At 76.7% G+C, this 11,716-nt stretch carries 13 protein-coding genes; 7 read left to right on the top strand and 6 right to left on the bottom strand.

All coding sequences use genetic code 11. The features are described from left to right. Positions 1 to 32: 32 nt before the first annotated feature. On the bottom strand, positions 33 to 1,058 hold the full coding sequence (locus HLV61_RS06190) for a YlbL family protein (protein ID WP_369253519.1): 1,026 nt from the start codon (positions 1,056 to 1,058) through the stop codon (positions 33 to 35). A 106-nt stretch (positions 1,059 to 1,164) separates the two neighbouring features. Here HLV61_RS06190 and HLV61_RS06185 point away from each other — a divergent pair, with 106 nt between their 5' ends. Continuing rightward, the gene (locus HLV61_RS06185; protein ID WP_369253518.1) at positions 1,165 to 2,565 is read left to right on the top strand and encodes a zinc-dependent metalloprotease; all 1,401 of its coding nucleotides are present in this window, start codon (positions 1,165 to 1,167) and stop codon (positions 2,563 to 2,565) included. Between the two features lie 228 nt (positions 2,566 to 2,793). Here the strand turns inward: HLV61_RS06185 and HLV61_RS06180 are convergent, their stop codons facing one another. Next, on the bottom strand, positions 2,794 to 3,375 hold the full coding sequence (locus tag HLV61_RS06180) for a M48 metallopeptidase family protein (protein ID WP_369253517.1): 582 nt from the start codon (positions 3,373 to 3,375) through the stop codon (positions 2,794 to 2,796). Positions 3,376 to 3,744: 369 nt separating this feature from the next. Between HLV61_RS06180 and HLV61_RS06175 the strand changes: the two genes are divergently transcribed. From HLV61_RS06175 to HLV61_RS06165, 3 genes are all read left to right on the top strand, one after another. Next, complete coding sequence (locus tag HLV61_RS06175) at positions 3,745 to 3,897, top strand: DUF5679 domain-containing protein (RefSeq protein WP_012950213.1); 153 nt, start codon at positions 3,745 to 3,747, stop codon at positions 3,895 to 3,897. A 113-nt stretch (positions 3,898 to 4,010) separates the two neighbouring features. Next, positions 4,011 to 5,069 carry a ThiF family adenylyltransferase gene (locus HLV61_RS06170; protein ID WP_369253516.1) on the top strand — a complete coding sequence of 353 codons (1,059 nt, stop codon included), beginning with the start codon at positions 4,011 to 4,013 and terminating at the stop codon, positions 5,067 to 5,069. 54 nt (positions 5,070 to 5,123) lie between these two features. Beyond that, positions 5,124 to 6,446, top strand: a complete 1,323-nt coding sequence (locus HLV61_RS06165) for an ABC1 kinase family protein (RefSeq protein ID WP_369253515.1) — start codon at positions 5,124 to 5,126, stop codon at positions 6,444 to 6,446. 136 nt (positions 6,447 to 6,582) lie between these two features. Here HLV61_RS06165 and HLV61_RS06160 read toward each other — a convergent pair whose 3' ends face one another. From HLV61_RS06160 to HLV61_RS06145, 4 genes are all read right to left on the bottom strand, one after another. Beyond that, positions 6,583 to 6,747: a hypothetical protein gene (locus tag HLV61_RS06160; RefSeq protein WP_369253514.1), complete on the bottom strand. Its 165-nt coding sequence runs from the start codon at positions 6,745 to 6,747 to the stop codon at positions 6,583 to 6,585. 88 nt (positions 6,748 to 6,835) lie between these two features. Beyond that, the gene (locus HLV61_RS06155; protein WP_369253513.1) at positions 6,836 to 7,183 is read right to left on the bottom strand and encodes a WhiB family transcriptional regulator; all 348 of its coding nucleotides are present in this window, start codon (positions 7,181 to 7,183) and stop codon (positions 6,836 to 6,838) included. Between the two features lie 144 nt (positions 7,184 to 7,327). Then, positions 7,328 to 7,633, bottom strand: coding sequence for a hypothetical protein (locus tag HLV61_RS06150; RefSeq protein ID WP_369253512.1), 306 nt, complete (start codon positions 7,631 to 7,633; stop codon positions 7,328 to 7,330). Positions 7,634 to 7,826: 193 nt separating this feature from the next. Further along, positions 7,827 to 9,866 (bottom strand): ATP-dependent helicase, encoded by a 2,040-nt coding sequence (locus tag HLV61_RS06145; protein ID WP_369253511.1) that lies wholly within the window; start codon positions 9,864 to 9,866, stop codon positions 7,827 to 7,829. 218 nt (positions 9,867 to 10,084) lie between these two features. Here HLV61_RS06145 and HLV61_RS06140 point away from each other — a divergent pair, with 218 nt between their 5' ends. From HLV61_RS06140 to HLV61_RS06130, 3 genes are all read left to right on the top strand, one after another. After that, positions 10,085 to 10,348: a mycoredoxin gene (locus HLV61_RS06140; RefSeq protein ID WP_369253510.1), complete on the top strand. Its 264-nt coding sequence runs from the start codon at positions 10,085 to 10,087 to the stop codon at positions 10,346 to 10,348. A 121-nt stretch (positions 10,349 to 10,469) separates the two neighbouring features. After that, positions 10,470 to 11,069, top strand: coding sequence for an ANTAR domain-containing protein (locus tag HLV61_RS06135; RefSeq protein WP_369253509.1), 600 nt, complete (start codon positions 10,470 to 10,472; stop codon positions 11,067 to 11,069). 89 nt (positions 11,070 to 11,158) lie between these two features. Further along, complete coding sequence (locus HLV61_RS06130; RefSeq protein ID WP_369253508.1) at positions 11,159 to 11,716, top strand: uridine kinase; 558 nt, start codon at positions 11,159 to 11,161, stop codon at positions 11,714 to 11,716.

The following is an 11,716-nucleotide window of genomic DNA, read 5'->3' as shown; positions in this document are numbered from 1 at the left end:
CAGTGTGTCCGACCCGCACGGTCCCCGGCCGGTCAGCAGCCGTCAGGGGTGCGGCCCTCCCGGGCGTCCTCCAGCGCGGCGAGCGCGTCGTCGAGGGTGGCCACCCGGGCGAGGGTCAGCCCGGTGGCCGGGGAGCCGAGGGCGTCGGCGCAGTTGTCGGCCGGGACGAGGAAGAGCTCGGCGCCGATCTCCTGGGCGGCGACCATCTTCAGCTGGATGCCGCCGATCGGGCCCACCGTGCCCGCGGCGTCGATCGTGCCGCTGCCGGCCACCACGGCGCCCTCGGTGAGGTCGGTGTCGCCGACCAGGTCGAGGATGCCGAGCGTGAGCATGAGCCCCGCGGAGGGACCCCCGACGTCGGCCACGTCGATGTCGACGTCGAAGGGCGCCGAGGGCTGCTGGCGCACCGTGACCCCGAGCACCGAGCCCTCCCGGTCCGGGGCGTCCCCGGTGGTGACGGTGGCCGTGCCCGGCTGCCCGAGCCGGGTGTAGGCCACCTGCACGGACGAGCCGGCCGGGATGTCCGTGAGGACCGCGGCCAGCGCGGCGGAGTCCGGCGTCGGCCGGCCGTCCACGGACTCGATCGCGTCGTTCTCCTCGAGCAGCCCGTCCGAGGGCGAGTCGTCGCCGGAGATGCCGCGGACGACGACCTTCACCGGGTAGCCGAGCTGGCCGAGCGCCGCGGCCTCGGCCGACTCCTCGGAGGTGAGGAAGGCCTGCCGGTTGGCCTGCTCGATCTCCTCCGGCGTCCGGTCCGGCGGGTACACCGACTCCTCGGGCACCACGCTCACCTCGTCGTCGAACCAGCCGCGGACGGCCTCCACCAGGCTCAGCCCCGCCCGGCCGACGCCGACCGTGGTCAGGTTCAGGTTCCCGTCGACGTCGTTGCGGTCGCGGCCGCGCACGGTGATGACGGGGTCGCCGTCGATGTCGCCGAGGGTGTTGAAGGTGGGGCCGGGCACCTGGGCGACGTAGGGCACCGGCAGGGCGGCGCCGAGGATCCCGGCGACCAGCAGCAGCACCACACCGACGGCGAGGACGGCGATCCGACGGGTCACGACCGGCCACTGTAGGTGGCACCCCCGTCCGGCCCGTCCGCCGAGAGCGGACAGGACCGCCCCGGATCCGTCCGCTCCGGCGTGATCACGCGTCTACCGTGGGGGCATGAGCGACGTGCCGTTCGGCTTCGGGCCTCCCGACCGCGACCCGGAGCGCCGGGACCAGCCGGGCTCGGGTGACCCGTTCGGTTTCGGGGCGCTGTTCGGCTTCGGCGGCCCCGGCGGCCCCGGCGGCGCCGCGGGCGGCAGCCCGGAGGACCTGCTGGGCAAGATGCCGCTGTTCGCCGAGCTGCAGAAGCTCATGAACTGGTCGGGCGGACCGGTCAACTGGGACCTCGCCCGCCAGGGCGCGATCAGCTCGCTGGCCACCGGCACCCAGCCGACGTCGGAGTCCGAGCGGGCCGCCGTCGCCGAGGCGGTGCGCCTGGCCGACCTGTGGCTCGACCAGGTCACCGACCTGCCCTCGGGCGCCGACCGGCCGCTGGCCTGGTCGCGGGTCGAGTGGGTCGAGCAGACGCTGCCGGCCTGGAGCGCGCTCATCGACCCGCTGGCCGAGAAGGTCGTGGCCGCGATGACCGCCGCGCTGCCGCAGGAGGCCATGGCCATGGCCGGCCCGCTGGCCGGGATCATGGGCCAGATGGGTGGGCTGATGTTCGGCGCCCAGGTCGGCCAGGCCCTCGGCCGGCTGGCCGGTGAGGTGGTCACCGGGACCGAGGTCGGCCTGCCGCTGGCGCCGCCCGGGTCGGCGGTGCTCGTCCCGCAGAACGTCGCGAGCTTCGCCGAGGGTCTCGACCGCCCCGCCGACGAGGTCCGCCTCTTCCTCGCGCTGCGCGAGGCCGCCTCGCTGCGGCTGTTCGCGCACGTGCCGTGGCTGCGCCAGCAGCTGCACGACGCCGTCCACGCCTACGCCCGCGGCATCACCATCGACCGCGAGGCGATCGAGCGCGGCCTCACCGACGCCATGGGCTCGATGGAGGGCGGCTTCGACCCGTCCAACCCCGAGGCCATCCAGGAACTGCTCGGCAGCGGCGTGCTGGAGCCGGAGGAGACGCCCGAGCAGCAGATGGCGCTGCGCCGGCTGGAGACCCTGCTCGCCCTGGTCGAGGGCTGGGTCGACGCCGTCGTGGCCGCGGCCGCGGGTGAGCGGCTGCCCGGGCACGGGGCGCTGGCCGAGACCATGCGCCGCCGTCGCGCCTCCGGCGGGCCGGCCGAGCAGACCTTCGCCACGCTGGTGGGCCTGCAGCTGCGCCCCCGCCGGCTGCGCGACGCCGCCACCGTCTGGGGTGCGATGGCGCAGCGGTACGGCACGGCCGAGCGCGACCGCCTGTGGTCGCACCCGGACCTGCTGCCCACGTCCGACGACCTCGACGAGCCGATGGACTTCGTGGCCCGCCAGGGGATCGACGACGAGCTGCGGGCGCTCGCCGCCGAGGCGGAGGACGCCGGCACCGACGAGCCCACCGACGACGGCACGACCCCGCCGGACGACGGCCCCTCGCCTTCCTGAGGACGCCCCGCGAGCCGCCAGGAGTCCGAGCCGGAGGCTCCCGGCGGGACGACGACGCCTCGGCTGCTGAGGACGCCCTGCGAGGCGCCGCGAGGAGTGGGGGCCGGAGGCTCCCGCGACCGAACGGCGGGAGGGGCTCCACGCAGGTCGGGGACGGCACCCGGCCGCGGTGTCGGCCGGTAGGCCGACGATGTGGCCGCGGTGTCGGCCGGTAGGCCGACGACGAACTCAGTCCAGGAGGTCGCCGTCGTCCCCGCCGGTGCCCTCGGCGCGGACGGACTCCACGCCCTCGAGGAAGCCGCGGGCCCGCTCGGCGCGCGGGTAGCGGGCGACCAGCGACCAGAAGCGCGCGTCGTGGCCGGGCTCGATCAGGTGCGCCAGCTCGTGGACGAGCACGTAGTCGACGACGTACTCCGGCATCGACCGCAGGCGGCTCGACAGCCGGATGCTGCCGTCGGCCGGGGTGCACGAGCCCCAGCGGCGCTGCTGGTTGTCCACCCACCGCACGCTGGCCGGCTGGGGGACGCCGTCGAGGTGGGCGGCCGACAGTGCCCGCGCCCGGCCCATGAGCTCCTCGTCGCCCCCGAGCGACCGGCGGCGGCGCTCCTCGCGGGTCTGCAGCTTGGCCACCATCTGGGCCACCCAGCGCCGCTCCTCGGCGGGGGTGAACGCTGCCGGGATCAGCACGACCGTCCGCCCGGACTCCTGGTAGGCGGTCACCGTCCGACGGCGGCGCGCACTGCGGCGCACCTCGACCGGCCCGCCCGTCGAGAGGGGGCTGCGCGAGGGGTCGGAGGTCGTACCGGGCACGGGAGGACCGTAGTCACCGCGGGTCGCCGACGCGCCCGGGGGCACCACCCGCTCGGGTACGAGTCGCACGGACGGTGGACAGCCGGCGTGCGCCCCGCGGCGTGGTCCGTCCACAACCGTCCCGACGGCATCACCGCAGGTGACGGCCCTGCGACGCGAACGTGACGGGCGGGTGGCCTCCGGCCCCTCCCCCGGCTGCACACAGGGACACGCCGACGGGTCCCCACCGTCTCCACAGCTCTGTCCACAGGCTGTGGGCAGCACGCCCCTCGGAGTCCCCCGGCCGCCCCGGACGGGCGGCGCCGTCCGGGTAGCGTTCCGCGAGGACGGCGCCCGGACGGGCGCCGGGAAGCCGAGGGAGGGGGCACCGTGGCGGAGAGCTACAACGGCTACTGCGTGAAGTGCAAGGAGAAGCGGGACTTCGACGGCGAGGTCAAGGTCAGCGAGTCCGGCCGCCGGATGGCGCAGGGCACCTGCCCGGTCTGCGGCACCAAGATGAACCGGATCCTCGGCAAGGCCTGACGCCTCCCGGCTCCGGGACGGCGGCGTCCCGCACGGCGGGCGCCGTCGTCGTCTCCGGGGCCACCTGTGGACGACGGCAGCGGAGCCGGCCGCGCTGCTGCCACCCTGCCCGGGTGTCCGACACCGCCCACCCCCTCCTGCCCCCGGGCACGCCGCTGTTGCGCCGCGCCGCCGACGCCGACGCCGTCCAGGTCGGCGGGGTCGACGGCGGGGACGGTGTCCTGGTGGGCCCGGCCGCGGCCGCGGTGACCGATCTGCTGCGCGGCCTCGACGGCCGGCGCACCCAGGGAGCCGTCCTCGACGACGCCGCCGGTGCCGGGCTGGAGCCCCGCTCGGTCGCCGCCCTGCTCGACCACCTGCGGGTCACCGGGGCGCTGGTGGACCTCGACGCCGCCGACCTGCTCGCCTCCGACGCCGGACCGGCCGCCGCGGCCCGCACCGCCGCCGAGGTGCCCGCCGCCCGCGATCCCGACGGCGCGGTGCGCTGGCACGCCCGGCGCCGTGCGTCCGTGGTGGTCGAGGGTGCGACCCGGGTCGGCGTCCCCCTGGCCACCTTGCTCGCCGCCAGCGGCGTGGGCCGGGTCAGCGTCCGCGACGAGGGCGTGGCCACCGCGGGTGACGCCGTCGCCGGAGGGCTGACCGCGGCCGACGAGGGCCGTCCCCGGACGCTCGCCGCCGCCGACGCCGTCCGCCGCGCGAGCCCGCTCACCGACCTGCGCCCGCTGCCGCCGGGCACCACTCCCGACCTCGTCGTCCTGGCCCGCCCGTGGGGGGCCTCCGACCCGCTGCTCGCCGGGCTGCACGACGCGGGCGTCGCACACCTGGTGGTCGCCGTCCGCGGGGACACCGGCGTCGTCGGGCCACTGGTGGTGCCCGGCGTGACCAGCTGCCTGCGCTGCGCCGACCTGCGCCGCCGCGACGCCGACCCGCACTGGCCGGTGCTCGCCGCGCAGCTCACCGCGGCCGACGCACCGGGCGGGGCCACCCTCACCTGCTGGGCGACGGCGCTGGTCGCGGCCCAGCAGGCCCTCGCCTACCTCGACGGCAGCGGCAGCCCGGCGGCGCTCTCGGCGTCGGTGGAGCTGGGCCCGCCCGGGTTCGTGCCGCGGCTGCGCCGCTGGCCGCCGCACCCGTCCTGCGGGTGCGCGGGCCCCACCCGCCCCTCCGGGTGACGGCGGACACGCCTGCATCAGCGGTCCGGGCTCCGTGTCGGGGACAATGGGACCGTGACCGACGACGCACGGGGGATCCCCAGGGGCTCGATCTCGCGCACGGCGCGGCTGGCCTCGCTGCCCCTGGGCGCGGCGGGCCGCGCCACGCTGGGCATCGGCAAGCGGCTGTCGGGCCAGTCGCCCGACGCCGTCACCGCCGAACTGCAGCAGCGCACCGCCGAGCAGCTGTTCGCCGTCCTCGGCCAGCTCAAGGGCGGCGCGATGAAGCTCGGTCAGACGCTGTCGGTGTTCGAGGCCGCGGTGCCCGACGAGGTGGCGGCGCCCTACCGGCAGGCGCTGGTCAAGCTCCAGGAGGAGGCGCCGCCGATGCCGGTGCGCACCGTCCACGCGGTGCTCGCCCAGCAGCTCGGCGGGACGTGGCGCACGCGGTTCCGCGAGTTCGACGACCAGCCGGCCGCGGCGGCGAGCATCGGCCAGGTGCACCGCGCCACCTGGCGCGACGGCCGCGACGTCGCCGTCAAGATCCAGTACCCGGGTGCGGCGACCGCGCTGATGGCCGACCTCAACCAGCTCTCCCGCTTCGCGCGGCTGTTCGCCGCGGTGTTCCCCGGCATGGACGTCAAGCCGCTGATCGCCGAACTGCGCGCCCGGGTGGTCGAGGAGCTCGACTACGGCCTGGAGGCCGACGCGCAGCGGCAGTTCTCCGCCGCGTACGCGGGCGACCCGGAGATCGTCGTCCCCCGCGTGGTGGCCAGCGCGCCGAAGGTGATCGTCTCCGAGTGGCTCGAGGGGCTGCCGCTGTCCCGGGTCATCACCGACGGCACCCGCGAGCAGCGCGACCGCGCCGGCCACCTGATGGCCCAGCTGCACTTCTCCGCGCCGCACCGGGCCGGGTTGTTGCACGCCGATCCGCACCCGGGCAACTTCCGGCTCGTCGAGGGCGACCGGCTAGGCGTCATCGACTTCGGCGCCACCGCGCGCCTCCCCGACGGGCTGCCCGAGCCGATCGGCCGCCTGGTGCGCTGGGCGCTGGAGGGCCGCGCCGAGGAGGTGTTGACCGACCTGCGCGCCGAGGGGTTCGTCCGGCCGGGGATCCAGGTCGACGCCCAGGCCGTGCTGGACTACCTGCGGCCGATGCTCGAGCCGATCGAGAGCGCCAGTTTCCGCTTCACCCGCGCCTGGATGCAGGAGCAGGCCGCCCGCCTCGCCGACCCCCGCAGCGAGGCCAACAAGCTGGGCCGCCAGCTCAACCTGCCCCCGGCCTACCTGCTCATCCACCGGGTGACGGTCGGCTCGATCGGCGTCCTCTGCCAGCTCGACGCCGCCGCCGGCTACCGCGGCGTCCTCGAGGAGTGGCTGCCCGGCTTCAAGGCCTGACCCGACCGGCGCCCGACCGACGGGCGCCTGACCGGACGACAGGAGGCCGGGCCCCCGACGCACCGGGAGCGTCGGGTGCCCGGCCTCGACCGGGAGGGGCCCGGCGCGCGGCCGGGCCCCCGGAGGGTTGCCGTTCCTAGCGGACGGCGGCGCTGGCCCGCGCGGCTCGCCGCGTGGCGTACTCCGCGCGACGGGCCCACCGGCGGGCTGCCCGCAGCCGGCGCACGCGGCCGGCGGTGTCGGCCTCGGCGCGCAGCTCGCGCAGCCGCGCGGTGGCCAGGTCGTACTCGTGGGTGTTCATGGCTGGTCCTCGGTGCTCGCCGGGCATCGGTGCCCGATCGGATGGGATCGGTGGTGGACGTCGGTGGTCCGGGTCGTCGCCGTCGCGGTCACGCCGCGACGACCTTGCGGGGACGGCCCCGCGGGCGCTTGCGCGGGATGACCGCACCCCGCTCGAAGATCTCGCCGCCCCACACGCCCCACGGCTCGCCGCGGTCCAGGGCACCCGTCAGGCAGGCGTCGCGGACCGGGCACTCCCCGCACAGGACCTTGGCCTGCTCGAGCAGCGCGGGGCTCTCGGCGAACCACAGGTCCGGGTCGTCGGTCCCGCGGCACGGCAGGGGACGCCGCACCGGCGTCGGGGCCAGGGGGGTGTGCGGTGCCCTCGGGGTGGCGCCGCCGGTCCGGGGGAGCCCGGGTCGGCGGTGGGACGTCGGGCGGTCGATCGTCTGCTGCACTGCCGCTCCTCCTCGTACTCGTCGTCTGCGCGGCCGGCGGGGGCCCGCCGACCGGGTGGTCGGGGCCGGGTGCCGCGGAGGAAGACGAAGGCCGCGGATCCCGGGGTTCGGGTTCCGCGGCCTCGAGGAGGACCGGTCGAGCGTCTAGCTCTGCGGTCTCCCCGGGGAGTGGATCCCGAGGGTGTGCTGCGCGATGGAGATGTCGGTGGTGGGCGCATCGGTGCCGCCGACGCCGGTGCCGAACTGGCCGGCGGTGGGCAGAGCGGTGCCGGAGGACGGAGCGGCGGGCGCAGCGACGGCCGTGCCGGTCAGGTCGAACGGCGTCAGCGTCCGCACGACGCCGTGGCGCGGGCGGGCCACCAGGGCGGCGTCACCGGCAGCCGGACGCACGACGAGGGCGCCCCAGGCGGGGACCCCGGCGGGGGCGAGGGCGCAACGCAGATCGATCATCGTTACCCCTCCTCCCGGGGTCGGAGTCCGGCTGTCGGGCCGGGCTCGGTCTGGCGCGCCCGCGGGTGTCCGTCGGGCGCGATCAGGACAGTAGGGAAGGTCACCGGAACGGCGCAACGCAATTAACCGGCGCGTTCCCCCGTGACGGGGAACACGCCGGAGGGACCGTGCGGTCCGTACGGGCGGTGACCGGTCAGCCGCCGACGGTGGCGAGGACGTCCTCGGCGTACATCTCGAGCTTGCGGGCGCCGACCCCCGGCAGGCCGGACAGCTCGCGGACGCTGGTCGGCTTCGCCTCGGCGATGGCCTGCAGGGTGGCATCGCTGAACACGACGTAGGCGGGCACCGAGGCGGCCTGCGCCGTGCTGCTGCGCCACGCGCGCAGCCGCTCGAAGATCTCGCCGGCCTCGCCCTCGAGGACGACCTTGGCCTTCTTCGCCTTGCGCTGCGGAGGCGGTGCCGTGGGTGTGGAGCCCGGCACCAGGCCGTCGAGGAACCGGCTGCGCGGGCGGGCCCGCTTGGCGCCGGGGTTGCGCACCAGCGACCACGAGAGCGTGAGCTGCTCGCGGGCCCGGGTCACCGCGACGTAGAGCAGCCGCCGCTCCTCCTCCACCGCCTCGGGGCGCGACAGCGACTGGGCGATGGGCAGCACGCCGTCGACGAGGCCGACGACGAAGACGGCGTCCCACTCCAGGCCCTTGGCCGCGTGCATCGACGCCAGCGTGACGCCCTGGACGGTCGGCGCGTGCTGGGCGTCGGCCCGCCCGGCGAGGTGGGCGACGAAGCGCGGCAGGTCGGTGGTCGGGTCCTCGGCCACCAGGTCGACGGCGAGGTCGACCAGCGCGGCCAGCGACTGCCAGCGGTCCCGCGCCGCTCCCCCGGCCGGCGGGCGGTGCTCGACCCACCCGGTCGAGGCCAGCACGTCGCGGACCGTGGGCACCAGCGCGCCGGGGTCGCTGCCGCCGGCGGCCGCGCCGCGCAGCAGGACGACGGCCTCGCGGACCTCGGGCCGCTCGAAGAACCGCTCGCCGCCCTTGAGGACGTAGGGCACGCCGGCGTCGGCCAGCGCCGACTCGTACACCTGCGACTGGGCGTTGATGCGGAACAGCACGGCGATCTCCGAGGCCGGCGTCCCCGCCTCGACGAGCGCCCGGCAGGCCTGGGCGACGGCGGCGGCCTCGGTCGGCTCGTCGGGGTGCTCGAAGAACCGCGGTGCCGGGCCCTCCGGGCGCTGGCCGAGCAGCCGCAGGCCGGGCAGCCCCCGGCGCGGTGGCGCCTGGCCGATCAGCTTGTTGGCCAGCGCGACGACCTGCGGCGTGGAGCGGTAGTCCCGCTCCAGCTTGACCACCGCGGCGTCGGGATAGCGGTCGGCGAAGCCCAGCAGGTGGTCGGGGTCGGCGCCGGTGAAGGAGTAGATCGTCTGGTTGGGGTCGCCGACGACGCACACGTCGGCCCGGCCGCCGAGCCAGGCGTCGAGCAGGCGCTGCTGCAGCGGGTTGACGTCCTGGTACTCGTCGACGACGAAGTGGCGGTACTGCGCGCGCACCTGCCGGGCGACGTCGGGGTGCTCCTCCAGCGCGAACGCGGTGACCAGCAGCAGGTCCTCGAAGTCGAGCGCGCCGTCGCGCTGCTTGGCCGTCTCGTAGGAGGCGTACACCCGCGCGACGGTCTCGGCGTCGAAGGGCGGCTCGCGACCGGCGGCGGCAGCGCGGGCCGGGTAGTCCTCGGGCGTGGCCAGCGTGGTCTTGGCCCACTCGATCTCGCTGGCGAGGTCACGGAGGCTGGTGCGGTCGGTGGTCAGCCGGTTGCGCGTGGCGGCGGAGGCGACGACGCGCAGCTTGTTCTCCACCAGGGGCGGCAGCGGGCCGCCGAGCACCCGGGGGGCGAAGTAGCGCAACTGACGCATCGCCGCGGCGTGGAAGGTGCGCGCCTGCACCCCTCCGACGCCGAGGCCGGCCAAGCGGGTGCGCAGCTCCCCCGCCGCGCGGGCGGTGAAGGTCACCGCGAGCACCTGCTCCGGGACGAAGGCACCGGTGTGCACCCCGTAGGCGATCCGGTGGGTGATGGTGCGGGTCTTTCCCGTGCCGGCGCCGGCGAGGATGCACACCGGGCCGGTGACCTCCGACGCGGCGGTGCGCTGCTCCTCGTCCAGGCCGGCCAGCACCGCCTCAGCGCCGCTGGGGTTCCCCGGGGACCCGGGGACCACGAGGGGCGCGTCGGCTGTCCGGGGCATGCGGTGCTTCCTCCAACGGAACGGATCTCGGAGCGGGCGTCCGGCGGCCGGCGGACCGCACCTGCGAGTGTCCCAGCCGGGACCGACGGACGGCGGGGACACCCCGCACCGGTGGACGGCGGGGGCACCTGGGGAAGAGGGGACGCCGGCGGGGTGTTGCCACCCCGGTGGGACGTCGCCCGTCCCGCACCGACCGACCCGTCCCTGGGAGGACCCGAGTGACTGCCGCACCCGCCACCGTGACCATGTACACCACCACCTGGTGCGGGTACTGCGTGCGGCTCAAGAAGCTGATGCAGGTGGAGGGCATCGACTACGCCGAGGTCGACATCGAGCGCGACGCGGGCGCGGCCGACGTCGTCATGCAGGCCAACGGCGGCAACCGGACCGTCCCCACCCTGGTCTTCGCCGACGGCAGCGCGCTGACCAACCCGAGCATCGACCAGGTCAAGGCCCGGCTCGCCCGACAGCAGGGAGCCTGACCGGCGGGTGCTGCACGGGACGCGATCCCCGGCGGTGCATCATCGACCCCCGGCGGGTCGCGACCGTGACGCGCCGACCGTCCCCCGGCCACCGGCCGGAGCACCCGCGGGAGCCGCTGTCGTGACCTCGGACGCCGTGCACCTCTCCGCGCCCGGACCGGCCGCGGAGGAGGTCCCCGCCGATCGTCCCTGCGTCGTGCTCGCGCGCACCGGCCGCGGGTGGAGCGTGCTCTCCCCCGGGCGTGCCGACGACGTCGGCGACCTCATGGAGGGCCTCTCGCTGGCCGACCTCGTCATCGAGGAGCTCGACGGCCCCGCCGATCCCGACCGCGCCACCCGCCGGGCCGTGCGCGGGAGCGCCGACGACGAGGCCGCGGGCGACCCGCGGGACGCCCGGATCGCCGCCCTCGAGCGGACCGTCGCCCAGCTCGAGCACGCGCTCGCCGCCCGGGTCGCCACCGAGCGGGCGATCGGCGTGCTCGCCGAGCGCGATGCCACGTCGCCGCGGGCGGCGTTCGAGATCCTGCGCGGGCAGGCCCGGTCGCTGGGACGGCCGGTGCACGAGCTGGCCCGCGAGGTGCTCACGGCCCTCGAGCGGGCCGCGGGAGCACCGGCCGAGCCGGCTCCAGGCCTGCCGCTGGCCCCCCGCCGCCCGCCCGGTCGGCGGGTCGAGCGAGGCGCCGCCCGGCACGCCTCGGTCCCGGCGGACGGCCGCCGCTGAGCGGTCCGGAGCCGCTGACCCCGGGCGCGCTGGCCGACCGGCTGGCCGCCCTCCTCGCCGACGTCGAGCCGCTGCCCGGAGCGGCGGCGGTGCGGGTCGCCGTGGACGGGCCCGACGTCGCCGCGCCCGCCGACCTCGCCGCCGCGGTCGCCGAGCGGCTGCCCGCGCGGGGTCGGCCGGCCGTCGTCGTGCCGGCCGACGGGTTCCTCCGACCGGCGTCGGTGCGGCTCGAGCACGGCCGCACCGATCCCGACGCCCGCTACACCGACTGGCTCGACACGGGCGCGCTGGCCCGCGAGGTGCTCGACCGGGTGGGGCCCGGCGGGCCGGCGGAGTACCTGCCGGTCCTGTGGGACGTCGGCCGCGACCGGGCCGCCCGGGCCGCCTACCGCCCGATGCCGCCGCGAGGGGTGCTGCTGGTCCCCGGCCCGCTCCTGCAGGGCGTCGGGCTGGCCTTCGACGTCGTCGTGCACCTGCGGGTGGCGCCGGCCGCCCGGCGCCGGCGGTTCCCCGCCGAGCAGGCGTGGGAGCTGCCCGTCTTCGACCGCTACGACGGCGAGGTGGACCCCGTCCTCCTCGCCGACGCCGTCGTGCTGGCCGACCGCCCCGAGCACCCGGCGCTGGTGCTGCAGAACCGCTGGTCGTAG

It is taken from the genome of Geodermatophilus amargosae, from assembly GCF_041028265.1.
GTDB lineage: Bacteria > Actinomycetota > Actinomycetes > Mycobacteriales > Geodermatophilaceae > Geodermatophilus > Geodermatophilus amargosae_A.
The sequence above is the reverse complement of the archived record's forward strand: the minus strand, read 5'-3'. Positions and strand labels throughout refer to the sequence as shown.

Coding starts and splice junctions, on each gene's coding strand:
- HLV61_RS06150 (WP_369253512.1), bottom strand. CDS start 7,633: ATGATCGATCTGCGTTGCGCCCTCGCCCCCGCCGGGGTCCCCGCCTGG.
- HLV61_RS06185 (WP_369253518.1), top strand. CDS start 1,165: ATGAGCGACGTGCCGTTCGGCTTCGGGCCTCCCGACCGCGACCCGGAG.
- HLV61_RS06145 (WP_369253511.1), bottom strand. CDS start 9,866: ATGCCCCGGACAGCCGACGCGCCCCTCGTGGTCCCCGGGTCCCCGGGG.
- HLV61_RS06160 (WP_369253514.1), bottom strand. CDS start 6,747: ATGAACACCCACGAGTACGACCTGGCCACCGCGCGGCTGCGCGAGCTG.